The following is a 21,921-nucleotide window of genomic DNA, read 5'->3' as shown; positions in this document are numbered from 1 at the left end:
GGGGGAACCCTGCTGTCAAGACGCCTGTCGTCCGAATGGGTTGCCCACGGGTCGGGTACCTCACCCCTTGGGCCCGGCTGCTTGCCCGGAGTGGTCATCGCGTGGTGCTATCCGGAGGCCCGCGCCGCTCACCTTCGCCGCAACGCATAGGCTGATCGGACACGATGGTGAGATGAAGCACCATCCGGGGATCCGGGCTTTGGGGAAGGGACTGGCAGGTGGCGTCGGGGAACGGCATCGGGGACCGCGGGGCGAGGCCGTATCGCAAGCGCAAGCCGCTGCCCGCGCTCATCGTCATCGGGGTGATGGCACTCGGCGCGGTGATCGTCTGGGTGAACGTCGTCGCGAGCAAGTCCGACATCGACGCCAGGGTCCGCTGCGATCCCCCGCCCGCCCCGCAGCAGGGTGTCACCTACACGCCGCTGGCGCACAACGGTCTCGACGACCGCGCGCCGGTGCCGCCGGACAAGGTCGCCGTCCAGGTGCTCAACGGATCCCAGGTCCGCGGCCAGGGCGGGATCGTCACCAGCACGCTGCGGGAACTCGGCTTCTCCCAGATCGTCGAGCCGGACGTCGACCCGGCCTACAAGAACGCCGAAGCCAAGTGCCGCGGCCAGATCCGTTTCGGTGAGAACGGCGCCGCCGCGGCCCGCACGCTGAGCCTGGTGGTCCCGTGCGCCGAACTGGTCAAGGACAACCGCAAGGACGCTTCGGTCACGCTCACCACCGGCACCCTGCTCGGCGACGTCCGCCCGAAGCCGGAGGCGCGCCAGGTGCTCGACCAGCTCACGCAATGGTCGAAGGCGCAGCAGGGCAGCGGCGGCGGTGAGCAGTCCGCGGGCGGCGGCGCCCCGGTGATCGACCAGGCGCTGCTGAAGGCCGCCCGCGAAGCTCCCTGCTGACCCTCAGATGGTGCCCACGCCCGAATCGATCAGCGCCTGACGCAACGGAGCCGCGATCGACGGCGCCACCGCGAAGGTCGCGTCCGGCCCCAGCCCGGCGTCCTCGCCCGGCAGCGACACCTGGGCGCCCGCCTCGGCGGCGATGAGCGCGCCGGCGGCCCAGTCCCAGTGCCCGAGGCCGTGCTCGACGTAGGCGTCCAGCCAGCCCGCCGCGACCGCGCACAGATCCAGCGATGCGGCCCCGTTGCGCCGGACGTCCCGCACCCGGGTCGCCAGTTCGGCGACGAACCGCGCCTGCTTCGTCCGCCGTTCGACCTTGTAGGCGAACCCGGTGCCGACGAGCGTCAAATCCAGCCGGGAAGGGGCGTTGACCGCCAGCGGCCGCCCGTCGAGGAACGCGCCCTGCCCCCGTGCGGCGCTCCAGCGGCGCCCGCTGACGGGTTCGACGACGGCGCCCGCCACCGACACCCCGCCGACCTGCGCGGCCACCGACACGGCGAACCAGGGCAGCCCGTAGAGGAAGTTCACCGTCCCGTCGATCGGGTCGACCACCCAGGTCACCCCGTCCCCGGCGATCCCGCCACCCTCCTCGCCGAGCACGGCGTCGTCCGGGCGCAGCTCGGCCAGCCGGGCGCGCACCAGCCGTTCCGACTCGTGGTCCACCGCGGTCACCACGTCGGTGTCGGCGGATTTGGTGTCCACGCGCACCTCGCGGCCCGCGTTCATCCCGGTCCAGGCCTCGTGGACCAGCTCGGCGGCCTCGCCCGCGACACGCTCGGCGACACTCTTCAGCAACGTCTCGTCAACTCCCACGTCCGCCATGTCACCACATCCGGTTAAAGTCTCCGAGGCAGGCTTCTGAATCGTGCGAGAAGGGACCACGTCCGTGGTGGAGGCGACCCGAGGTTTCGGTATCGACATCGGCGGCAGCGGGATCAAGGGCGCGCTGGTCGACTTGGCGCAAGGACAGCTGATCGGCGACCGGATCCGCATCGACACGCCGAAGCCGTCGACCCCGGAGGCGGTGGCGGACGTCGTCGCCGAGATCACCGGCCAGGCGGGCTGGGACGGCCCGGTGGGCGTCACGCTGCCCGCGGTGGTCAAGAAGGGGGTCGCGCACACCGCGGCCAACATCGACCAAGCGTGGATCGGCACCGACGCCGACGCCCTGTTCGCCAAGCGCCTCGGCCGCGGCGTGGACGACATCGCGATGCTCAACGACGCGGACGCCGCCGGCATGGCCGAGATCCGCTGGGGCGACCCGGCCGCGCGCCGCGGCGTGACGGCGCTGCTGACCTTCGGCACCGGTATCGGCAGCGCGGTCTTCCAGGACGGGAAGCTCGTGCCCAACACCGAGTTCGGCCACATCGAGGTCGACGGCTTCGACGCGGAGAAGAAGGCCGCGGCGTCGGTGAAGGACAACGAGGAGCTCTCGTATCCCGAATGGGCGGAACGGGTGAACAGGTATCTCTCCGTGCTGGAAAACCTGATCTGGCCGGATCTGTTCATCGTCGGCGGCGGGGTCAGCAAGAAGTCGCACAAATGGGTCCCGCTGCTGGACATCCGCACCCCGGTGATCGTCGCGTCGTTGCAGAACAACGCGGGCATCGCCGGCGCGGCGGCCGCCGCCGCGGAGGGCATCGAGCACTGACGCGCGCACGCTGACATCCGCGTCTCGGATGTCACTTCGGCGGGTCGCACGGCGTGTCGCGCCCGGCGGGTGGTGGTCCGCGCCGCGACGCTGTCACGTATCGTCGTTACAATGGAACACGGCCCACGGCGGCGGCACCCAGGAGATCGAGGGAAACCGCAGGCCGAGGGGTGTTCCCCGAAGTTTGAGGCAGCCGAGACCATCACGCCTCGGCTCGTCATGATCGACCGCTGCGAAAGGGCGTAAGTGGCAGCCGCAAGAACCGCAACCCGAAGCGGGACGAAGACAGCGACCGCAGCCGGCGAGCCGGCCGACGAGGCAGCCACCGACGCGGCGAAGCCCGCGGCGCGCAAGACCGCCGCCAAGGCGGCCGGCGCGAAGAAGGCCCCGGCGAAGAAGGCTCCGGCCAAGAAACCCACCACCAAGGGTGCCAAGACCGAAGACGGCGACCCGGAAGACGGTCCGGTAGAGCTCGACGAAGCCGACCTCGAAACCCCGGACCTGTCGGACCTCGAAGAGGTCGAGGTGGACGTCGTCGACGCTTCCGTCACCGAGGAGACGGAAGAGGACGCGGAGTCCGACGAGGACGTCGAAGAGACGCCCGCGCGCGGCCGCCGCACGTCGACCGACAAGAACGCCGGGAAGACCTCCGACAACCCGGACTTCGTCTGGGACGAGGAAGAGTCCGAGGCACTGCGCCAGGCCCGCAAGGACGCCGAGCTCACCGCTTCGGCCGACTCGGTCCGCGCGTACCTCAAGCAGATCGGCAAGGTCGCCCTGCTGAACGCCGAGGAGGAGGTGGAGCTCGCCAAGCGCATCGAGGCGGGGCTCTACGCCGCCGAGCGCGTCCGCAACGCCGAGGAGGAGGGCGAGAAGCTCGTCACCCAGATGCGGCGCGACCTCAAGTGGATCGTGCGCGACGGTGAACGGGCGAAGAACCACCTGCTGGAGGCGAACCTCCGGCTCGTGGTCTCGCTGGCCAAGCGCTACACCGGCCGCGGCATGGCGTTCCTGGACCTGATCCAGGAGGGCAACCTCGGCCTGATCCGCGCGGTGGAGAAGTTCGACTACACCAAGGGCTACAAGTTCTCCACGTACGCCACCTGGTGGATCCGTCAGGCGATCACCCGCGCGATGGCCGACCAGGCCCGCACCATCCGTATCCCGGTGCACATGGTCGAGGTCATCAACAAGCTCGGCCGTATACAGCGCGAACTGCTGCAGGACCTCGGTCGCGAGCCCACCCCCGAAGAGCTCGCGAAGGAAATGGACATCTCCCCGGAGAAGGTCCTCGAGATCCAGCAGTACGCCCGCGAGCCGATCTCGCTCGACCAGACCATCGGCGACGAGGGCGACTCGCAGCTCGGTGACTTCATCGAAGACTCCGAGGCCGTCGTCGCGGTCGACGCGGTGTCGTTCACGCTGCTGCAGGACCAGCTCCAGTCGGTGCTGCAGACGCTGTCCGAACGTGAGGCGGGTGTGGTGCGGCTGCGGTTCGGCCTCACCGACGGCCAGCCGCGCACGCTCGACGAGATCGGCCAGGTGTACGGGGTGACCCGTGAGCGCATCCGGCAGATCGAGTCGAAGACGATGTCGAAGCTGCGTCACCCGTCGCGTTCGCAGGTCCTGCGCGACTACCTGGACTGAGCCCAGGGTTCACGGAAGACCCCGTCACCGTTCCGGTGGCGGGGTTTTTCGTGTCCGGTGTCGAATCGCGGCCCGCCCGTTCGACGCGTGGGTATGACGAAACCTCACGCCACCAAGAACCTCGACCGCTACGGATCCGCGGAACTCCCCTGGAGCCGCGCGCGCGACGTCCTCGCCGAGGACACGCCGACCGCCGACCTGACCTTCTTCGTGACGACCGTCCGTCCCGACGGGCGCCCGCATTCGGCGGGTGTCGGCGCCGTCTGGGTGGACGACGCCCTGTACTTCAAGGGCGGGCCGGGAACGCGCCGGTCCCGCAACCTGGCCGCGAACCCGGCGTGCGCCGTTTCGGTGCGGCTGCGGGGAATCGACCTCACACTGGAGGGCGAGGCGCACCGCGTCACCGACCCGGCGACGCTGGAACGCGTGGCGGCGGTCTACCGGACGGGCGGCTGGCCCGCGTCGGTCGAGGGCGACGCGCTCACGGCCCCCTTCAGCGCGCCCAGCGCGGGACCGCCGCCCTGGTATCTGTACCGCCTCACCCTGCGCCGCGCGATCGGCGTGGCGAGCGCGGAACCGCATGGCGCCACGCGCTGGGACTTCACCCCGTGACCGGCCGGTTAGAGCCAAAGGGCGGCTTAGGCGCGTGCTGCCGATGTGCGGGCGGCGGTTTCGCGTGACTGGACGGACGACACCTGTGCTTGGACGGACGACTCGCGTGATTGGACGGACGACTCGCGGCGGCACCCCGGCCGCGGTCGTGTCGTCCATTCAGTCACGCGTGTCGTCCTCCGGATCACGCGTGTCGTCCGGTCAGTCACGAGACCTGATCACCTCGCTACCGGCGCTCCCTTGCCCGCCTGAGGTACATGAAGGCCCCCTTCCTTGCGCCTGGCGCAAGGAAGGGGGCCTTCATGTACTTGGCACGGACTTGCGAGGCTTCAGGCGCGGCCGGTCAGGGTGGTCCACGGGACGTGCACGGTCACCCGTTCCCGCAGCTGCTCGTTCATCAGCCAAAGTTCCCCGGTCGCCGGCCAGTACGACAGGTTCTGCGAGTTCACCGGCGCGCGGCCGCTCAGCCGCGACGTCGAGGTGCCGCCGACACCGCCGTGCAGGCACGACGGATGGTCGCCCGCCACCCCGGCGTACTCGGGGCACACGCCGGTCAGCACGAAATACCCGTTACGCGCCACCGCTCCCTGCATTCCCCACACCGGCGACACGAAGCCTTCCTTCGCGTGCACGGTGCCATCGGCGGACACCTTCGGCAGGCCGGTCGCGCGGTCGAACGGCCACCGCAGCACCCGGCCGCCCGCCGCGTTCGGGATGTGCTCCGCGGTCACGATCGAGCCGTCGCTGTGGTCGAACGACATCGTCGCGAGACACGGCCTCGTCCCGGGAGCGTTGGTGCAGGCGCCACCGCCGGGGTACCAGTACGCGCCGATCTGCGGCATCGCGTAGTCGTAGAACGCCGCGTGGTACTTGCCGTCCGGGCCCTTGCCGACGACGCCGGAGCTGTCGTCGACCTTCCAGAAGTGCGTGGTGTCGAAGACCCGCACCACTCCCCCGGTGGTCGCGACGAACAGCCGGTTCCCGATCCACGTCATCCCGTGCCCGTGTCCTTGCACGACGGCGAAGTTGTCGTCCGACGTCGGCTCGACGAGCAGCACGTGCCGGTAGCCCAGCCCGGTCGCGTCCACAAAGGACAGACGGACCATGGTGTCGCCCGGGGTGTGCCAGGACGTCGCGACGACCCGTTTGCCGCCGACCTTCCCGGTCGCCGCGTCCGCGTCGCCGGAACCGGTCAGTCCCTGCGGGATCCAGTCGTTGGTCTTGTCGTCGTTCGCGTCCTCCCAGCAGAACCCTGCCGGTTTCAGCGCCGTCGCGAGATACGTGGCGTGGCACAACGGCCGCGCCTTCCGGTTCGCCGACGACAGGATCTCCGGCAGCCCGCGGGCGGGGAGGTGTTTCTCCAGCGCGGCGATCCGGGCGCCGTAGGTGCCGAAGGTCGAACCGGACGTCCAGCGGAAGGCGTCGACCGTGGCCGCGTCCATCCTCGGGAAGGCGGCCGCGGCCGACGCGACCCCGGGGATGAGCCCGAACACCAGCAGCAGCGCGGCGAGAAGTCCCAGCCTCTTCATGGCCGCGAGCCTCCCGGCCGCGCGCATACTTTCGATACAAATCGCGTCAGGACACCGAAAGTCCGCGCTCGGCCAGGGATTCCTCGATCCGCAGCCGTTCGATCTCGCGGTCGAAGCCCTCCGGCAGGGTGTCCAGCCGGTGGTCGACCTCGACCTCCCGGCAGGCTTGGACGAGCAGCGCGTCGTACGCCTGCCTGGTGCCGTACCGGCGGACGGCGGAGGCCCCTGGCGGGAGTTCCGCCAGCAGACGGTGCACCCGGCGCAGATCGGCGGCGAGCTTCTCGATGGGCGGGCCCGCCGGGACCTCGGGTTCACGGCGACGGCGCCACCGGCGCACCGCCTCGGGGACCTTCAGCGCGCACCAGAAAAGAACCGAAGGCGCCACGGCGACAACGGCGTACAGCGCGACAGGCCCGATGGCCACGACTAAGGGTAAACCCGCGCGGAGCACCGGAGAACCCGCGAATCGGGGCTATATTCGCGACTGTGCTGACCGAGAGCTACCGCTACCCGGACACCGGCGACCACGTCACCGGCGCGTTCATCCGACGGCACGAACCCTACGACGGCTACTGGACGGCCAGCGAGGACCGCGCGCTCGGCAAGGTCGCCGACGAGCTCACCGCGATCCTCGGTCCGCGCGAAGAGGTCAAGGCACTCGACGCCGGCTGCGGGGAAGGCCGACTTCTCCCCTGGCTCGCGCGGTTCTCCGCCGACGTCACCGCCGTAGACCCGGACCCGGACAGGCTGGCCAAGGCGCGGGAAACCACCGTCGCGGACACCGATCTCTCCTTCGCCGTCTCACCGATCACCGAACTGGACGGCGGCCCGTACGACCTCGTGCTGTGCAGCCACGTCATCCAGCACGTGCCCACGCCGGACGTCGGGCCGATCCTGCGACGGCTGGCCGGGATCACCGCGCCCGGCGGCGCCCTGGTGCTGGCTTACAGCCGGTCGCCGATCGGGCAGGGCGCCTTCAGCCTAGACAGCGTCGAAGCGGGCACCGAAGTCCGCTCCCGCCGGGTTTCGCGCGAAGAGTTCGACAAAGCGCTGCACGACGGCGGCCCGGCGCTCCCGGTGCGCCACCTCGATCCCGAGGAGGTCGCCGCCGACGCGGCCGAGGCGGGCTGGCGCACCGCCTGGGAGTGGACGTACCACGTCCTCGACGATCTCGGCCCGGCCGACGAGCACATCGACCGCGACGAACTGGTCAACGCCTCCGGCCCCCTGCGCCGCCATCTCGGCCGGGACCTGATCACCCTCCTGCGCCGCGGATGACCGCGCTGCTCCTCACCTTCGCGTGGGCGGTCCCGCTGTCGGAGCGGGAAGCCGGGAAGGTGCTGGACGGCGGCCGGGACCGCGGGCTGCTGGCCCACCTCGACGGGAAACTCGGCGAGGAATGGACGGCGGCGGAGAACTTCCTGGCCAGTTACACGCGACCACCGCGAAGACGGGTGCTGCGCAAACGCAGGCTGTCGATCCGCGTCGGCACGACCGGCCTGCCATGCGAGCTCGTGGTCACCTGGCATCCCGCCTATCACGCGATGACACTGGTCCTCGCCACCACGATCAGCGGCGCGGCGAAGGGTCACGCCGCCGAGTTCGACCTCGCCATCGCCGTCCTGCAAAGCCTTCAGGGCCGGGAGACGGCGAACGGGGAGAACGGCCTGCACGGCGCCTACGGCGAGAAGACGTTCCCGTCGCTGCTCAAGGCCGTCACCCACATCTTCGAGGATCTGACCAGGGGATGCGGCCTCACCGAAGGGCTCAGCCGCAAGGGCTGGTGTGTCGAACTGCGGTCCCACGACGGGCATCCGCCCGCCCAGCGGGTCGCCGCCGATCCCCGGCCGTACTACGGGCTGGCGACCAGCGACGAGGGCTGGCGGTTCGTGCCCCGCGAGGTCGCTCGGGACGCGCTCGGCCCATCGTGGGGGACGCGTTCGTTCGTCGCCGCCTACACGATGGCGGGCGGGATCGTCTGCCTCAACAGCAAGGACTCCGACTACGTCGAGCACCAGGACGAGCTGATGCGCGGCCCGTTCGGCGCCACCGAACCGTACTTCGGCATCGACAGCGAGATCGGCGGCCTCGACCACGGGATGCTCTTCATCCTCGAACGCGTCCTGATCCGGATGGCGCTGGCCGACCAGTGGCTGGCGTCGATGAAGAAGTCCGGGAGCCGCACCCGGCTGCTGCGCGGCTCGCTCGACGACATCCTCGAGATGCTGCACTCGGTGCTGCCGCCCGAGATCGATTCGCTGGAGCGCCGTCTGGTCACCAGCATGGGCGTGGAGCGGATCATCGCCCAGCTGGACCGTCAGGCCGAGGCGATGGACGAGGAGACCAGGTACGCCTACGAGAACACGGTGAGCGCGCGGGTCACGCGGCTCACCGTGGTCACCGTCGTCCTGACGGTCGTCACCATCGTCCTCGGCGTCCTGCAGGTGCTGGTCTCACTCTGACCGGCGGCGCTGTTTGCGGGCACGCTCGCCGAACAGCAGCCCCACGCCCCCGGCCACCATCAGCGCGCTGGCCACCACGTGCATCCCCGGCGGGAGCAGGTGGAGCTGCACGAACCAGCTCGGGTCGTCGCTGCCGAGCAGCCGGTTGATCAGCCCGCCCCCGCCCTGCACCAGCAGGAGGATTCCCAGTAGTTCGATCATCGTCGAGCCCCTTCCTTGACCCTCTCGTCCTTGAGGGAGAGTTCCTGCCACAGCGGCCCGGTGGCGAACCAGATGGCCGTCACGACCCCCAGCCTCGGCAGCCAGCCCCACAACGGGTCGACCTGCTCGGTGTCGCCGACCATGAAGATCAGCAGGAGCAGAACCCCCGCGGCCAGCCCGCAGGCCAGCACGCATTTGAACCAGTCACGCCATTCGGCGCGCACCTTCTCCCGGCCCCTCGGCTTGGGCGGCGGTGGCGGCCCGCCCGCGAACCGGTGGGCGAACCGGACGTCGGCCCACTTGATCATCGAATGCCCGAACACGACGCTGAAGCCCAGGTACACCGCGGCGAGGCCGTGCACGAAGTTCGCCGTGGCGCCGTTGCGCAGGTCGATGACCGTCGCGACCAGCACGACGAGGTCGATCACCGGGGTCAGGAGCAACAGCACGACACTGGTCCGCTTCAGCTTCAGCAGATAGCGGGCCACGAGGCCGGCGACGATGGCGACCCAGAAACCGATCTCCCCGCCGGCGACCACGGCCGCCATCGGGTTTTCCGCGATGAAGTCCCAGATCTTGTTCACACGGTAAGCCTCGCCGACCGCACCGGTCCTCCGCGTCGGCGTACGGACCGAGATCACCGTCATCAGTTAGTAGGACCCCGCGGCCCGTCCCGGTGTGCTGGGATGGGACGGTGCCCACGTTCGTCCCGCGCCTGAACCACCTCGCCGAATGGAAACAGGACCTCGTCATCGCCTTCGGCACCTGGGTCCTCGGCGTGCTGGTCTACGTGAGCGGGATGCAGGTGCTCCTGGCGGGCCCCGACGACACGCCACTGTGGATCCGGCTGAGCGAGCTGACCGTGCTGTGCGGGCTGGAGATGCTGCGCCGCAAGGTCCCGCTGGCGCTGATCTGCGCGCTGGGCGTGCTCGCCGTGGACATCGCCTTCGGCCCGTCGCTCCCGATCCTCATCGTCTTCACCGACTTCCTGTACGCGACGACGCTCTACGGCTCACGGCGCACCAGCAGGCTGATGATCGGCGTCGCCGCGATCGGCACCATCGCGGTGGTCTGCCTGGCGCTCATCTTCTCCGCGCAGTGGCGCACGGCGATCCTCGCCGCGTTCGCCCTCCTGCCGTTCCTGGTCACGCCGGTGTGGTGGGCGGCCAACGTGCGCCAGCAGCGGGACATCGCCGACAGCGAACGGGCGAACGCGGTCCAGCTGGCCACGATCGGCGAGCTGGACCGGAAGGCCGCCGTCGCGGGGGAACGCTCGAAGATGGCCCGGGATCTGCACGACGTCATCGCCGGGCATCTTTCGGCGATCGCGATCCAGTCCGAGGCCGCGCTGTCGATGGCCACCGTCGACCCGAAGCTGTCGAGGAAGGTCCTGGAATCGGTGCGGGAGAACAGTGTGAGCGCGCTGGACGAGATGCGCGCGATGATCGGGCTGCTGCGCGCGGATCCGTCCACCGGGGACAGCGAGATCGAGCCGACCGCGCCCGCCCGGCTGGCCGAACTGTCCAAACTGGTCGAATCCGCGCGCGCGAGCGGGCTGGAGGTCGAGATCGGTTCCACGCCCGGCCAGTCCGCCCACCTGCCCGCCGCGGTCGACCTGACCGCGTACCGGATCGCGCAGGAGGCGCTCACCAACGCGGCCAAGCACGCCGCGGGTGGCCGGGCCGTGCTCGACATCCGCGCCGACGGAGGCATACTCACCGTCGAAGTGCGCAACGATCTTCGTCCCGGCTCCGGCTCGGGTGACGACGGCGGGACCGGACTCGGCCTGCTGAACATGCGGGAACGCGCCGCCGCGGTGGGCGGCACCCTCGCCGCCGGGCCCTCCGGCGGCGGCTGGCTGGTCCGTGCCGAACTGCCTCTGGAGGGGTCTTGAGCGACGGGAACATCAAGGTACTGGTCGCCGACGACCACGGCGCCATCCGTGCCGGGTTGATGATGATCCTCGGCAACGCCGAAGGGATCGAGGTGGTCGGCGAAGCGGCGGACGGCGCCACCGCCGTCCGGCAGGCGAAGGCGCTGAAACCGGACGTCGTGCTGATGGACGTCCGCATGCCCGGCGTCGACGGCATCGCGGCCACGCGGGAGTTGACCGCGGAAGGGCTGTGCGAGGTCCTCGTGCTGACGACGTTCGACCTCGACGAGTACGTCCACGCCGCGCTGCGGGCGGGCGCGGCCGGGTTCCTGCTGAAGTCGGTGGAGGCGTCGCGGCTGATCGAGGCGGTGAAACTGGTCGCGGCGGGCGAAGGAGTGCTCGCCCCGCAGGTCACGCGGAAGCTGATCGCCGCCTTCGCCGCCGGGACCCGCGAGCCTTCACTGGTCCCCGACGGGCTCGAAGACCTGACCGAACGCGAGCGCGAAGTGCTGGCGTGCCTGGGCGGCGGCCTGTCCAACGCGCAGATCGGGACGCGACTGCACATCGGCGAGACCACGGTGAAGACCCACGTGTCCCGGGTGCTGACGAAGCTGGAACTGCGGTCTCGGGTGCAGGCGGCGATCCTCGCGCAGGAGAACGGCGTCGTGCTGGAGGAGTGAAACCCACCGATCTGCGAGGTGGACGGCGATCTTCTAGCGTGACCCTTCATGCGGCGAACTCTGGACGTGGACGAGGTCCTGAAACGGCAGGATTCGGGTGAGCTGAAACGCCGCCTGCACGGGCGCGATCTCATCGGGTTCGGGGTCGGCATCATCATCGGCACCGGGATCTTCACCCTCGCCGGGGTCGAGGCGAAGACCCACGCCGGCCCGTCGGTCACGTTGTCGTTCGTGCTCGGCGCCGTCGTGGCCGGGATGGCCGCCCTCTGTTACGCCGAACTCGCCTCCAGCGTGCCGACGGCGGGAAGCGCCTACACCTACGCCTTCGCCACCCTCGGCGAGACCTTCGCCTGGATCATCGGCTGGGATCTGCTGCTCGAGTTCGCCCTGGGCGCGGCCGTCGTGTCGCGCGGCTGGTCCGGTTATCTCGCGAATCTGATGGGGCTCTCCCCCGAGTGGTTCGGCGAAGACGCGAAGGTGAACATAGGCGCGGTCGCGATCATCGCCGTGCTGACCGTGATCGCTGTCCTCGGGATCAAGGAATCGGCGCGGGTGACGAATCTGCTCGTGCTGGTCAAGGTCGCGGTCTGCGTGCTGATCCTCGCGGTCGGCGTGTTCTACGTCCGCGGGGAGAACCTCACCCCGTTCATCCCGCCCGCCCAGCCGCCGACGGAGACGGCGGGGACCCTGCACCAGCCGATCGTGCAAGCCGTGCTCGGGCTCGAACAGTCCGTCTACGGGATCGCCGGGATGGTGACGGCCGCCGCCGTCGTCTTCTTCGCCTACACCGGTTTCGAGGCGCTCGCCAACCTCGGCGAGGAGACCGTGAACCCGAAACGCGATCTGCGCGTCGGCATCCTCGGCGCGCTCGGCGTCTGCGCGCTGCTCTACATCGGGGTCTCGCTGGTGCTGACCGGGATGGTGCCGTTCACCGAGATCGACGCGGGCGCCCCGCTCGCCGACGCGTTCGACCGGGTCGGGCAGCACTGGGTGGGCGCGCTCATCTCGCTCGGCGCGGTCACCGGGCTGACGTCGGTGATGATGGTGGAACTGGTGACGATCGGCCGGATCGGGTTCGCGATGGGCCGCGACGGCCTGCTGCCGAAGAGGTTCGGCACGGCGCATCCGCGCTGGGGCACCCCGCACCGGATGACCATCGCCGGCGCGGTGCTGATCGCGGCGCTGGCCGCGTTCGTGCCGATCTCCGAACTCGCCGACATGGTCAGCATCGGCGCCCTGTCGGCGATGATCATCGTCGCGGTGGCCGTCCCGGTGCTGCGGAAACGCCGCCCGGACCTGGAACGCCCGTTCACCGTGCCGTTCTCGCCCTATCTGCCCGTCGTCGCGGCGCTGGCGTGTCTCTACCTGATGCTGAACCTGGACCTCATGACCTGGCTGCGGTTCGCCGCGTGGCTGCTGCTCGGCCTGCTGATCTATCTCTTCTACGGGCGCAAGCATTCCCGGTTCGCGAAGGACGGGCTCAGCTCCACAGACCGGCCGTCGTGATCGCGGCGACGGCGGCCTCGGCGTCGCCGTCGTCCACCACGACCAGCATCCGCTTCAGCGCGGCGGCCACCCATTCCACCGGCTGGTCGTGCAACCCGTTGTCCCCCAAGGACGGATAACCGTCCATAATGGACACAAGAGTTCCTTCGGCGCCGATCCGCATCCCGGCGGCCAGTACGTGGTGCGCGGCGGCAGGGCGCCAGCGGGACGACCACAGCGGCGGGATCCCCGTGTCGAGGTAGTCGAGCAGCGCCCGCGCCGGGGTGTCGTGCGCGCCGAATTCGCGCGCGTCGACCTCCGCGATCAACGCGACCCGCGGCAGATGCCACAGCGCGGCCAGGAGCATGAACAACGACTGCGGCGCCCAGTTCCCGCTGGCGGACACGGCGGCGAGCCGTCCGCCGGACAGCGTCCCGATCGCCCTGGCCAGTCCTTCGGTCGTAGTGCCGGACAGCGCCGCGACGTCGTCCTGTCCCGCGACGGCGAACCCCGCCGCGCGCAGGGCGGCCAGCGCCGTGAACGGCCCGGCGAGCCCGTCCTTCTGCGGGAGTTCGGCGCGGGCGACGGCGACGAGGTGCTCGCCACCGGGCAGCCAGCGGCGACCGGACAGGCCCGTCCGGTCGCCGTCGATTCCGGAGGACATCAGTCTTCGAACGTCCAGGACTGCATGATGAACGGCCCGTCGTTCGACGCGCCGGCCGAAGTGTAGGTCGCCAGCGCGGCCTTGTTGTCCGTCTCGACGCCGACCCACATCCCCCGGCAGCCACGCTCCCGTGCGATCCCGGCCAAAGCGTCGACCAGGTCGCGGCCGATCCCGCGCCGCTGGTAGTCCGGGCTGACGTCGAGTTCGTTGAGGAACATCTCGGTGCCCTTGTCCGGATGCGTCACCTCGGTACCGGTGATCATCCCCGCGGGCTCGCCGTCCTCGTAGGCGATGAGGAGGTGGTTCTCCTCCCCCGCGAGGAACTTCTCGGACGCCTCCCGTTGCGCGGGTCCGTCGAACAGGTGCTGAGCGGCGACGACCTCCTCGACGGTGACTGCCCGCCGGATCTCGGCCACGTGTCCTCCCGGTGTTCGCGACGCCTCAGGCTGGTCAGTATCCCGCTCAGAGGGGCGCCGAGTCATCACGTTTCCCCGGCGATCGCAGCGCGACCCCGGCGACGACGGCCAGCGTGCCGATCGCCTCGGGCAAGGTCGGGATCTGCCGGAGCCACAGGAAGCCGACCAGCCCCGCCGTGACCGGCAGCAACGCGAGCAGCAGCGCGAACCGCGCCTGCCCGGCCTTGCGCAGGACCACCTGGTCGAGGGCGTACGGCACGACGGTCGAGAGCACGCCTACCCCGATGCCGAGCAGCAGCAGACGTGGCGAACCCCACACCGCGCCGGTGCCGAGCGCCAGCGGCGACAGCACCACGGTGCCGACGGCGAACCCGACGGCCAGTCCGTCGATCCCGTTCCCGCCGACCGCGACCCGCTTCCCGAGCAGGATGTACCCGGCCCAGGCGGCCGCCGCCCCGAGCGCGAACAGCACGCCGAGCAGGCTGCCTTCGAGCCGGACGTCCGCGATGGCGACCACCCCGGCCGCCACCAGCAGCAGCGCGAGGACGTCCCGGCGCGTGCGCGAACCGAACGCGGCCACCACCACGGGCCCGGCGAACTCGAGGGCGACCGCGGTGCCCAGCGGCAGCCGCGCGATCGCCTCGTAGAAGAGCACGTTCATCCCGGCGGTGACGATGCCGAAGGCGCCCGCGAGCAGGAACGCGCGCCCGGTCCACGCCGAGCGGGGTGGCCTGCGCCACGCCAGGAGGACCACGGCCGCCCCGAGACAGCGAAGCCAGGCCACCCCCGCGGGTGAGGCGACCGAAAAGAGACCTACGGCGATGGCCGCGCCGGCGTACATGGAAATTCCGCTGAGAACGAACAAGACCGGCGGCGGCACGCTGGGAAGACGGTTCCGGACGACTGCGATACCCACCCCCGCATGGTGCCTGACGTGGGAAAAGACGGTTCAGCGGGGAGTCTTCTTCCACGTTGCGTGATTACGCTACGGCATCCGAGGTAATTACCAGTGACAAATGAGACACCCGCACGGGAACACTTGCGGGTCGCCAAACGTCTGGAAGAGTGGAAGCACGAACACGGCGGGGCCGGGAACGAATGTTGCCGGCATCAGTGCCGAAGTGGTCGTAGCTGGATCGATGGCACCGGGCCACCGGTGCCGGGACGGAGGGAGACTCCAATGACTTCACCGACGCTCACCCGCCCCGAACTGACCGCTGCCGACCGATGCGACCGGTGTGGAGCTGCAGCCCAGGTTCGAGCCATTCTCAGCACCGGTGGCGAGTTGCTCTTCTGTGGTCACCACGCCCGCGCACACGAGACGAAGCTCAAGGAAATGTCCGCGGACATTCAGCGGTAGCCCACCAGTCCACGACCACCCGGCGGCCGGCCGCTCCTCCTGGGAGCGCGCCGGCCGCCCTGTTTTCCGCCCCTGGAACGGCCCGGCGTCGCCCCCAAGTCCCGAAGGTGCCCTTGAGGACGCTCACCGAGACCTGCGTCTTCCAAAAACATACAAACAGCATGTATGTTACTTCCATGACGACCAGCGACCTGCTCGGCGAGGTGCACGAGGCGGACCTCGGCGGCGCCCGTATCCGCTACCGCGACCGCGGTGAAGGCCCTCCCGTGGTCTTCGTCCACGGACTGCTGACCAACGGCCTGCTCTGGCGCAAGGTGGCCCCCGCGGTCGCCGACGCCGGCTTCCGCTGCCTCACCCCGGACTGGCCGCTCGGTTCGCACGAGATCCCGGTCCCCGACGCCGACCTGAGCCCGCCCGGGGTCGCCGCGCTCATCGCGCGGTTCCTCGAAGTGCTCGACCTGACCGACGTCACCGTGGTCGCGAACGACACCGGCGGCGCGCTCACGCAACTGCTCATGACCACGAACCCGGAACGGGTGGGCCGGGTCGTGCTGACCCCGTCGGACTCCTTCGAACGCTTCCTGCCGCCACTGTTCGCGGGGCTGAGCACGCTGGCGCGGATCCCCGGCGGCGTCGGGCTGATGGTCCAGGCGCTGCGCTGGCGCTGGCTCCTGGAGAAGACGGACTTCCTCTGGCTGACCAAACACCCGGTCCCGGACCACATCCTCGACGCGTATCTGCTGCCCAGCCGCCGGAGCGCGGAGATCCGCGACGATCTGCGCCGGTTCACCGCGAGCGTCGACAACCGATACACGCTGACCGCCGCCGAGCGGCTGCCGGCGTTCACCAAGCCCGTTCTGCTGGCCTGGGCACCCGAAGACCGGCACTTCCCGCTGTGGCTGGGCCGCAAGCTCGCCGACGTCCTGCCGAACGCCGAACTGAAGACGATCGAGGACTCCTACGCCTTCGTGCCGGAGGACCAGCCGGAGCGGCTGAGCGGCATGATGGTGGAATTCCTGCGTGCCCACGCCACGACGTAGCCAGACCGAACGCTCGCAGTCGACGCAGGCCGCGTTGATCACGGCGGCGCGGACGCTGTTCGCCGAACAGGGTTACGCCACCGTCCCAGCGGACGAGATCGTCCGGGCGGCCGGCGTCACCCGTGGCGCGCTGTATCACCACTTCGGGGACAAGCAGGGCTTGTTCCGTGCCGTGATCGAGCAGATCGAAACCGAGATCACCGAGGAACTGAAGACCGTCCTGCGCGCCACGGACGACCCGTGGGCGGGGGCGCTCGGCGTGCTGAGCCGGTTCCTCGACCTCTGCCTGCGGCCCGAGGTGGTGCGGATCGCGCTCACGGACGCCGTCTCCGTCCTCGGCTGGCAGGAATGGCGGGAGCTGGAGAACCGGTACGGGCTCGGCCTGATCACGGAGATCCTGGAGGCCGCCGCGGCGGACGGGCTGCTGATCGACGCGCCCATCCCGGAGCTGGCGCAACTGGCGCTGAGCGCGTGCGCGGAGGCGGCGCTGATGATCGCGCACGCCGAAGACCCCGCGGCGGCGAAGGAGAAGTCCCTCGCCGCCCTGGTGGCCCTGCTCTCGGGCCTCGTGAAAGAACGCGTTTAGTCCTCTGGATGCGGTCCTTGCGTGGGGCAACTACCGCGTCCAGAGGACTAAACGCGAGCTAGACGGTGTCCAGAATCATCTCGAAGGCCGCCTCGGCCGCCCCCAGGAGCTTCACGTCCGCCCCGAGTGCCGAGCTCACGATCTGCGTCCCGCCCACGGCCCGGCTGACCAGGCTCCGCCGCCGCACCTCGGCCGCCACCGACTTCACGACCGAATCGGGCAGCACGGTGAGCAGGTCGCCCAGCACGACCAGCTGCGGGCCGAGCAGGTTGACCACGTTCACCAGGCCCAGCGTCAGCCATTCCGCGAACTCCGACAGCCGTTCCTCGGCCGCGTGCGGATCCCGGCCCAGCTCGCGCAGTTCGAACAGGATCGCCCCGCGCGGGGTGTCCTCGGGCAGATCGAGCGCGCGGCACAGCGCCGCCTCGCCGACCTCGGTCTCCCAGCAGCCGCTCGACCCGCAGTAGCAGGGACGGCCGCCGGGCCGGATCGCCATATGCCCGATCTCGCCGACGTAGCCCGCGCCGCCGCGCAGCGACGATCCGTCCGCGATGATCCCTCCCCCGACACCGACGTCGGCGGAGACGTACACGGCGTCGGAGGAACCCCGCGCGGCACCGCGCAGGTGTTCGGCGATGGCGCCGAGTTCGGCGTCATTGCCGACCAGGACGGGAATGCGCAGCACACCGCCGAGCCGTTCCCCCAGCGCCACGTCGGTCCAGCGCAGGTTGGGCGCTTCGTGGACGTGCCCGTCGGCCCGGCGGACGACGCCGGGCACGGACACCCCCGCGGCGATCGGCTGAACGCCGAGGTCGCCCGCCAGCACGGTGGTCGACTCGATCACGTGCGTGATCACTTCGTCGGCCTCCCGCGTCCGGCCGTGGAGGTTCCAGCTGTTGCGCCCGAGGATCTGGCCGCCGAACCCGACCAGCGCGATCGCCACGTGTTCGACCTGGAGGTCCACCGCGAGCACCACCGCCGCGTGCGGCTGCGGCAGGACCAGGAGCGAGGGACGGCCCGCCCCTCGTCCCGGCCTCGGGACCCGCTCCTCGACGACACCCGCTTCCGCGAGGCCGTCGACGAGGGTCTTGATGGTGCTGCGGTTGAGCCCCAGCTCGGTGGCGAGGGTCGCCCTGGTGCTCGGGCCGCTGACGTGCAGCAACCGGAGCAAGGTCGTGCGGTTGTGCCTGCGCACCTCGTCTGGTCGTGCAACGGGTGTGCTGGTCACGGACTTCATCATTCCATGCGGACTCAGCGCGGCGACGCAGCCGCGCGGCGCCGGGACAGCGCGTCGACCGTGGCCGCGAGAAGCAGCACCAGACCGGTGACGATGTTGACCACCGCCGCCGACTGCTTCAGCAGGCCCAGCGCGTTCTCGACGACCGCGAGCACGAGGCCACCGATCACCGCGTCGACGACCCGGCCCTTGCCGCCGAACAGCGACGTACCACCGATGACGGCGGCGCCGACCGCGAACAGCAGCGTGTTGAGGCCACCGGCCTGCGGGTCGACCGAACCGACCTTCGACGAGTAGACGATCGCGCCGACCGCCGCCACCGCCGAGCAGATGACGAACACCGAGGCGCGGATCTTCTCGACGTTGATACCGGCGCGGCGGGCCGCCTCGCGGTTGCCGCCGACGGCGTAGATGTGGCGGCCGTACTGGGTGCGGTTGAGCACGTAGGTGCCGAGCACCAGCAGGCCGAGCACGATCGGCACGACGTACGGGACACCGGAGATGACGATGTTCGGGTTCGGCGCGCGGTTCAGCGTCAGCAGATAGGTCGCGATCGCGGCGACCACGGCGATGGCGCCGACCTTGAGCAGCACCATCGGCGTCGGCTGGGTGACCAGGCCGCGTTTGAGCCGCGAGAAGTGCTGGCCGAGGGTCACCGCGGCGAACCCGCCGGCGGCGATCACGAAGAGGATCCAGCTGCCCAAAGTGGACAGATTGCCGTTGGCGACCTTGAACAGGACGTCCGAGGTGCTGATGCCGAGCGTGCCGCCCTCACCGATGAACTGGAGGATGACCCCCTGCCAGGCGAGGAAGAGCGCCAGCGTCACCACGAACGAGGGCATCCCGATCTTGGAGACGAGGAAGCCGGTGAGGACACCGATCGCGCCACCGACGCTGATCGCGAGCAGCATCTCGATCCACGGGTTGGCCGCGGTCCCCGACAGCACGAGCGCGATGGCGAGCACGGCGAACCCGACGCCCGCCCAGATCCGCAGGACCACCCCGAGCAGCGCGGCGATCGCGAGCACCACCAGGAACGCGATGAACACGCCGTTCCCCATGCCGCCCAACAGGTTTCCGTTGCGCACGTAGTGCATCGCCAGCACCGCGGCGGTGACCCCGGACGCGGTACCCGCGGACAGGTCGATCTCGCCGAGCAGCAGCACGAACACGATGCCCATCGCGATGATCGCCTTGCCGGCGCCCTGTGCCATCAGGTTCGCGATGTTGTTCATCGTCAGGAAGGTGTCCGACAGCGAGGCGAACACGATCACCAGCACGAGCAGGCCGAGCAGCGCCGGGAGCGAACCCAGCTGTCCCGCCTTGAGCCGGGAGAAGTAGTCGCCGACGGCCTCGCGCGTCGACATCGATGTCGTGTCGATGCCGAAGTCCGTGATGGCCGCCGACGGGTTGAGCGCGGCGGCCGCCGACTTGCCCCCCTCCGGCGAGGCGGGCTTTGCAGGTGTCTCAGTCATTTCCGGTTCTTTCTCGCCTCGGATCAGAGGACGGCGGCTTCGGGGCGGGCAAGGCCGAGGTCGCCGGAGCGACCGGCGGTGATCAGTTCCACGACCTGGCCGTGGGTGACGTCCTTGGTGTGCACCTCGGCGACGAGACGGCCGAGGTAGAGCACCGCGATACGGTCGGCGACCTCGAAGACGTCGGCCATGTTGTGGCTGATCAGCACCACGCCGAGGCCCTGTTCGGCGAGGCGGCGGACGAGGTCGAGCACCTGCCGGGTCTGCGCGACACCGAGCGCGGCGGTCGGCTCGTCGAGGAGGACGACCTTCGAGTCCCACAGCACGGATTTGGCGATCGCGACGGTCTGCCGCTGCCCGCCCGAGAGGGCCGAAACGGGCGTACGGACCGATTTCACGGTGCGGACCGACAGCGAGGCGAGCGTCTCGCGGGCGGCCTTCTCCATGCTGGCCTCGTCGAGCAGCCATTTGCTGCCGCGTTCCCGGCCGAGGAACATGTTCTGCACGATGTCGAGGTTCTCGGCCAGCGCGAGATCCTGGTAGACGACCTCGATGCCCAGATCCGCGGCGTCGCGCGGGCCGTGGATGTTCACCTGCTTGCCCTGGAACGTCACCGTTCCCGAGTCGTAGCCGTGGATCCCGGCGATCGACTTGACCAAAGTGGACTTGCCGGCACCGTTGTCGCCGACCAGCGCGGTGACCTCGCCGGCGCGCACGTTGAAGTCCACGTCGTGGAGGACGTGGACCGGCCCGAAGCTCTTGTTGAGCTGCTTCAGTTCGAGGATGGGTTCACTCATGGGGTTCTCCCGGCTGGGTACCGGGCCGGCGCGCTCCGTCGGGGGAACGCACCGGCCCGGTCGTCTGGATTAACGGGTCAGGAGATACCGAGCTGCGTGCACGCCGCGGCCAGGTCGCCGCCGCAGATCTCGGCGGCCTTGACGTAGCCCTGCGTCACGACCTCCTTGACACCGTCCTTGGTGGTCATCTTCGGCTCGAGGAGCACGGACTTGACCTCGCGGTTGCCCTTCGGGTCCTTCGCCTTGCCGGTGGCCAGCGCGTCGGCGCCCGCCTTGTCGCCCTTGGCCAGCAGCACGGCGAGCTTCGCCGCGGCTTCGGCCTCTTCCTTGATCGGCTTGAAGACGGTCATGTACTGGTCGCCGCGCAGGATCGCCATGAGGCCGTCCGCGGTGGCGTCCTGGCCGGTGACCGGGACCTTGCCGTTGAGGCCGTTCTTCTTCAGCACGGTGATGACCGCGCCGGCGAGACCGTCGTTCGCGGCGACGACGCCGTCGACCCTGCCCTTGTTGTCGGTCAGGATCTGCTCGAAGGTCTGGCCGCCCTTCTGGTTGTCCCAGTTGTCGATGGCCTGCTCGCGCACGAGCTTCAGGTCACCGCTGGCGAACTTCGGCTGCAGCACGGACTTCTGGCCGTTGGCGAACAGCGTCGCGTTGTTGTCGGTCGGGGCGCCCTCGATCATGACGACCTCGGCGCCCTTCTTGTCCTTCAGCGCGTCGGCGAGCCCCTGGCCCTGCAGCTGGCCGACCTTCTCGTTGTCGAACGAGACGTAGTAGTCGGAGCTGCCGCCGAGGTTGAGGCGGTCGTAGTCGATCGTCGGGATGCCCGCGGCCTGCGCCTTGCGGGCGACCGCCGCGCCGACCTCGCCGTTGATGGCGGCGATGATCAGGACCTTGACGTTCTGCGCGATCATGCCGTCGGCGAGGGTGGTGAACTTCTGGACGTCGCCCTGGGCGTTCTGGACGTCGGCGTCGAAGCCCGCGTCCTTGAGGGCCTTGGTCAGGAACGGCTTGTCGAAGGACTCCCAGCGCGCCGAGGTGGCGGTCTCCGGCAGGATGACGCCGACCTTGCCACCGGCGGCGGCACCGCCCGGGGCGGGGGCGGACTGCGAGGAGTTGCCGCTGCCCGAGTCGGCGGTGTTGGCGCCACAGGCGGAGAGCACCAGGCCGGCGCCCACCGTCGCGGCGAGGAGGGTAAGGGTTCTGCTGCGCATCCTCGTTCCTTCCGGATCTTGCTCGCGGGCGGCGATCCTCGAGGACCGGTCGCACCATCGCGCATATGTTGTGGGCGACAACATATGCCGCCG

The 21,921-nt window shown here is 69.9% G+C and carries 24 protein-coding genes; 12 read left to right on the top strand and 12 right to left on the bottom strand.

What is annotated here, in order from left to right; translation table 11 throughout:
* Window positions 1-218 precede the first annotated feature (218 nt).
* A complete protein-coding gene (cei, locus tag ACZ1DY_RS15480; protein WP_465484761.1) occupies window positions 219-902 on the top strand; it encodes an envelope integrity protein Cei in 684 nt (227 codons plus the stop codon).
* Window positions 903-905: 3 nt separating this feature from the next.
* Here cei and ACZ1DY_RS15475 read toward each other — a convergent pair whose 3' ends face one another.
* On the bottom strand, window positions 906-1,724 hold the full coding sequence (locus ACZ1DY_RS15475; RefSeq protein WP_257487895.1) for an inositol monophosphatase family protein: 819 nt from the start codon (window positions 1,722-1,724) through the stop codon (window positions 906-908).
* A 67-nt stretch (window positions 1,725-1,791) separates the two neighbouring features.
* On the opposite strand from ACZ1DY_RS15475, the gene ppgK reads away from it, so the two are divergent.
* The 3 genes from ppgK to ACZ1DY_RS15460 all read left to right on the top strand — a co-directional run bounded on the left by ppgK (window position 1,792) and on the right by ACZ1DY_RS15460 (window position 4,812).
* Entirely contained in the window at window positions 1,792-2,553 is a 762-nt protein-coding gene (gene ppgK, locus ACZ1DY_RS15470; RefSeq protein WP_465485666.1) for a polyphosphate--glucose phosphotransferase, read from the top strand.
* Between the two features lie 246 nt (window positions 2,554-2,799).
* Window positions 2,800-4,200 (top strand): RNA polymerase sigma factor, encoded by a 1,401-nt coding sequence (locus tag ACZ1DY_RS15465; protein ID WP_126731519.1) that lies wholly within the window; start codon window positions 2,800-2,802, stop codon window positions 4,198-4,200.
* A 93-nt stretch (window positions 4,201-4,293) separates the two neighbouring features.
* On the top strand, window positions 4,294-4,812 hold the full coding sequence (locus ACZ1DY_RS15460; RefSeq protein WP_126731517.1) for a pyridoxamine 5'-phosphate oxidase family protein: 519 nt from the start codon (window positions 4,294-4,296) through the stop codon (window positions 4,810-4,812).
* Window positions 4,813-5,141: 329 nt separating this feature from the next.
* On the opposite strand, the gene ACZ1DY_RS15455 is transcribed toward ACZ1DY_RS15460, so the two are convergent.
* Together ACZ1DY_RS15455 and ACZ1DY_RS15450 are read right to left on the bottom strand one after the other, a co-directional pair.
* Window positions 5,142-6,341: a hypothetical protein gene (locus ACZ1DY_RS15455; protein WP_465484760.1), complete on the bottom strand. Its 1,200-nt coding sequence runs from the start codon at window positions 6,339-6,341 to the stop codon at window positions 5,142-5,144.
* A 46-nt stretch (window positions 6,342-6,387) separates the two neighbouring features.
* The gene (locus ACZ1DY_RS15450) at window positions 6,388-6,765 is read right to left on the bottom strand and encodes a hypothetical protein (RefSeq protein ID WP_126731514.1); all 378 of its coding nucleotides are present in this window, start codon (window positions 6,763-6,765) and stop codon (window positions 6,388-6,390) included.
* 62 nt (window positions 6,766-6,827) lie between these two features.
* Between ACZ1DY_RS15450 and ACZ1DY_RS15445 the strand changes: the two genes are divergently transcribed.
* Window positions 6,828-7,619 (top strand): class I SAM-dependent methyltransferase, encoded by a 792-nt coding sequence (locus ACZ1DY_RS15445; RefSeq protein WP_465484759.1) that lies wholly within the window; start codon window positions 6,828-6,830, stop codon window positions 7,617-7,619.
* Window positions 7,616-8,803, top strand: a complete 1,188-nt coding sequence (locus ACZ1DY_RS15440; protein ID WP_465484758.1) for a hypothetical protein — start codon at window positions 7,616-7,618, stop codon at window positions 8,801-8,803. Before ACZ1DY_RS15445 ends, ACZ1DY_RS15440 begins: the two co-directional genes overlap by 4 nt.
* Here the strand turns inward: ACZ1DY_RS15440 and ACZ1DY_RS15435 are convergent.
* Together ACZ1DY_RS15435 and ACZ1DY_RS15430 are read right to left on the bottom strand one after the other, a co-directional pair.
* Window positions 8,795-9,004, bottom strand: coding sequence for a hypothetical protein (locus tag ACZ1DY_RS15435; RefSeq protein ID WP_257487900.1), 210 nt, complete (start codon window positions 9,002-9,004; stop codon window positions 8,795-8,797). The genes ACZ1DY_RS15440 and ACZ1DY_RS15435 overlap by 9 nt on opposite strands.
* Window positions 9,001-9,588 (bottom strand): hypothetical protein, encoded by a 588-nt coding sequence (locus ACZ1DY_RS15430; protein ID WP_257487901.1) that lies wholly within the window; start codon window positions 9,586-9,588, stop codon window positions 9,001-9,003. Before ACZ1DY_RS15430 ends, ACZ1DY_RS15435 begins: the two co-directional genes overlap by 4 nt.
* A gap of 110 nt (window positions 9,589-9,698) precedes the next feature.
* Here ACZ1DY_RS15430 and ACZ1DY_RS15425 point away from each other — a divergent pair, with 110 nt between their 5' ends.
* The 3 genes from ACZ1DY_RS15425 (at window position 9,699) to ACZ1DY_RS15415 (ending at window position 13,063) form a co-directional block, all read left to right on the top strand.
* Window positions 9,699-10,898 carry a sensor histidine kinase gene (locus tag ACZ1DY_RS15425; protein WP_465484757.1) on the top strand — a complete coding sequence of 400 codons (1,200 nt, stop codon included), beginning with the start codon at window positions 9,699-9,701 and terminating at the stop codon, window positions 10,896-10,898.
* Window positions 10,895-11,557 carry a response regulator gene (locus ACZ1DY_RS15420; RefSeq protein WP_126731506.1) on the top strand — a complete coding sequence of 221 codons (663 nt, stop codon included), beginning with the start codon at window positions 10,895-10,897 and terminating at the stop codon, window positions 11,555-11,557. The genes ACZ1DY_RS15425 and ACZ1DY_RS15420 overlap by 4 nt, the downstream gene beginning before the upstream one ends.
* Before the next feature lie 66 nt (window positions 11,558-11,623).
* Window positions 11,624-13,063 carry an APC family permease gene (locus ACZ1DY_RS15415; RefSeq protein ID WP_465485665.1) on the top strand — a complete coding sequence of 480 codons (1,440 nt, stop codon included), beginning with the start codon at window positions 11,624-11,626 and terminating at the stop codon, window positions 13,061-13,063.
* On the opposite strand, the gene ACZ1DY_RS15410 is transcribed toward ACZ1DY_RS15415, so the two are convergent.
* The 3 genes from ACZ1DY_RS15410 to ACZ1DY_RS15400 are packed head-to-tail and all read right to left on the bottom strand — an operon-like array spanning window position 13,038 to window position 14,963.
* Window positions 13,038-13,706: a DUF6885 family protein gene (locus ACZ1DY_RS15410; RefSeq protein ID WP_465484756.1), complete on the bottom strand. Its 669-nt coding sequence runs from the start codon at window positions 13,704-13,706 to the stop codon at window positions 13,038-13,040. The two genes, ACZ1DY_RS15415 and ACZ1DY_RS15410, sit on opposite strands and share 26 nt — an antisense overlap.
* Complete coding sequence (locus ACZ1DY_RS15405) at window positions 13,706-14,122, bottom strand: GNAT family N-acetyltransferase (protein WP_240597737.1); 417 nt, start codon at window positions 14,120-14,122, stop codon at window positions 13,706-13,708. The genes ACZ1DY_RS15410 and ACZ1DY_RS15405 overlap by 1 nt, the downstream gene beginning before the upstream one ends.
* 46 nt (window positions 14,123-14,168) lie before the next feature.
* Complete coding sequence (locus ACZ1DY_RS15400; protein ID WP_192746834.1) at window positions 14,169-14,963, bottom strand: EamA family transporter; 795 nt, start codon at window positions 14,961-14,963, stop codon at window positions 14,169-14,171.
* Between the two features lie 339 nt (window positions 14,964-15,302).
* Between ACZ1DY_RS15400 and ACZ1DY_RS15395 the strand changes: the two genes are divergently transcribed.
* The 3 genes from ACZ1DY_RS15395 to ACZ1DY_RS15385 all read left to right on the top strand — a co-directional run bounded on the left by ACZ1DY_RS15395 (window position 15,303) and on the right by ACZ1DY_RS15385 (window position 17,108).
* Complete coding sequence (locus ACZ1DY_RS15395) at window positions 15,303-15,482, top strand: DUF7455 domain-containing protein (RefSeq protein ID WP_016332937.1); 180 nt, start codon at window positions 15,303-15,305, stop codon at window positions 15,480-15,482.
* A gap of 176 nt (window positions 15,483-15,658) precedes the next feature.
* Window positions 15,659-16,522 (top strand): alpha/beta fold hydrolase, encoded by an 864-nt coding sequence (locus ACZ1DY_RS15390; RefSeq protein ID WP_465484755.1) that lies wholly within the window; start codon window positions 15,659-15,661, stop codon window positions 16,520-16,522.
* Entirely contained in the window at window positions 16,503-17,108 is a 606-nt protein-coding gene (locus tag ACZ1DY_RS15385) for a TetR/AcrR family transcriptional regulator (protein ID WP_465484754.1), read from the top strand. Before ACZ1DY_RS15390 ends, ACZ1DY_RS15385 begins: the two co-directional genes overlap by 20 nt.
* A 58-nt stretch (window positions 17,109-17,166) precedes the next feature.
* Here ACZ1DY_RS15385 and ACZ1DY_RS15380 read toward each other — a convergent pair whose 3' ends face one another.
* From ACZ1DY_RS15380 to ACZ1DY_RS15365, 4 genes are all read right to left on the bottom strand, one after another.
* On the bottom strand, window positions 17,167-18,348 hold the full coding sequence (locus ACZ1DY_RS15380; protein ID WP_192745401.1) for an ROK family transcriptional regulator: 1,182 nt from the start codon (window positions 18,346-18,348) through the stop codon (window positions 17,167-17,169).
* Window positions 18,349-18,359: 11 nt separating this feature from the next.
* Window positions 18,360-19,820 (bottom strand): sugar ABC transporter permease, encoded by a 1,461-nt coding sequence (locus ACZ1DY_RS15375; protein WP_465484753.1) that lies wholly within the window; start codon window positions 19,818-19,820, stop codon window positions 18,360-18,362.
* 23 nt (window positions 19,821-19,843) lie between these two features.
* A complete protein-coding gene (locus ACZ1DY_RS15370) occupies window positions 19,844-20,617 on the bottom strand; it encodes an ATP-binding cassette domain-containing protein (RefSeq protein WP_005164482.1) in 774 nt (257 codons plus the stop codon).
* Window positions 20,618-20,694: 77 nt separating this feature from the next.
* On the bottom strand, window positions 20,695-21,828 hold the full coding sequence (locus ACZ1DY_RS15365; protein WP_192745403.1) for a sugar ABC transporter substrate-binding protein: 1,134 nt from the start codon (window positions 21,826-21,828) through the stop codon (window positions 20,695-20,697).
* Between the last annotated feature and the right edge of the window lie 93 nt (window positions 21,829-21,921).

This window comes from Amycolatopsis sp. PSD-21 (assembly GCF_055561455.1).
The sequence above is the reverse complement of the archived record's forward strand: the minus strand, read 5'-3'. Positions and strand labels throughout refer to the sequence as shown.

What these genes read in the sequence shown, in the direction of transcription:
- ACZ1DY_RS15375 (WP_465484753.1), bottom strand. Translation starts at nt 19,820, where the DNA reads ATGACTGAGACACCTGCAAAGCCCGCCTCGCCGGAGGGGGGCAAGTCG.
- ACZ1DY_RS15410 (WP_465484756.1), bottom strand. Translation starts at nt 13,706, where the DNA reads ATGTCCTCCGGAATCGACGGCGACCGGACGGGCCTGTCCGGTCGCCGC.
- ACZ1DY_RS15365 (WP_192745403.1), bottom strand. Translation starts at nt 21,828, where the DNA reads ATGCGCAGCAGAACCCTTACCCTCCTCGCCGCGACGGTGGGCGCCGGC.
- ACZ1DY_RS15435 (WP_257487900.1), bottom strand. Translation starts at nt 9,004, where the DNA reads ATGATCGAACTACTGGGAATCCTCCTGCTGGTGCAGGGCGGGGGCGGG.
- ACZ1DY_RS15390 (WP_465484755.1), top strand. Translation starts at nt 15,659, where the DNA reads ATGACGACCAGCGACCTGCTCGGCGAGGTGCACGAGGCGGACCTCGGC.
- ACZ1DY_RS15370 (WP_005164482.1), bottom strand. Translation starts at nt 20,617, where the DNA reads ATGAGTGAACCCATCCTCGAACTGAAGCAGCTCAACAAGAGCTTCGGG.
- ACZ1DY_RS15400 (WP_192746834.1), bottom strand. Translation starts at nt 14,963, where the DNA reads ATGTACGCCGGCGCGGCCATCGCCGTAGGTCTCTTTTCGGTCGCCTCA.
- ACZ1DY_RS15460 (WP_126731517.1), top strand. Translation starts at nt 4,294, where the DNA reads ATGACGAAACCTCACGCCACCAAGAACCTCGACCGCTACGGATCCGCG.
- ACZ1DY_RS15440 (WP_465484758.1), top strand. Translation starts at nt 7,616, where the DNA reads ATGACCGCGCTGCTCCTCACCTTCGCGTGGGCGGTCCCGCTGTCGGAG.
- ACZ1DY_RS15475 (WP_257487895.1), bottom strand. Translation starts at nt 1,724, where the DNA reads ATGGCGGACGTGGGAGTTGACGAGACGTTGCTGAAGAGTGTCGCCGAG.
- ACZ1DY_RS15380 (WP_192745401.1), bottom strand. Translation starts at nt 18,348, where the DNA reads ATGATGAAGTCCGTGACCAGCACACCCGTTGCACGACCAGACGAGGTG.
- ACZ1DY_RS15395 (WP_016332937.1), top strand. Translation starts at nt 15,303, where the DNA reads ATGACTTCACCGACGCTCACCCGCCCCGAACTGACCGCTGCCGACCGA.
- ACZ1DY_RS15455 (WP_465484760.1), bottom strand. Translation starts at nt 6,341, where the DNA reads ATGAAGAGGCTGGGACTTCTCGCCGCGCTGCTGCTGGTGTTCGGGCTC.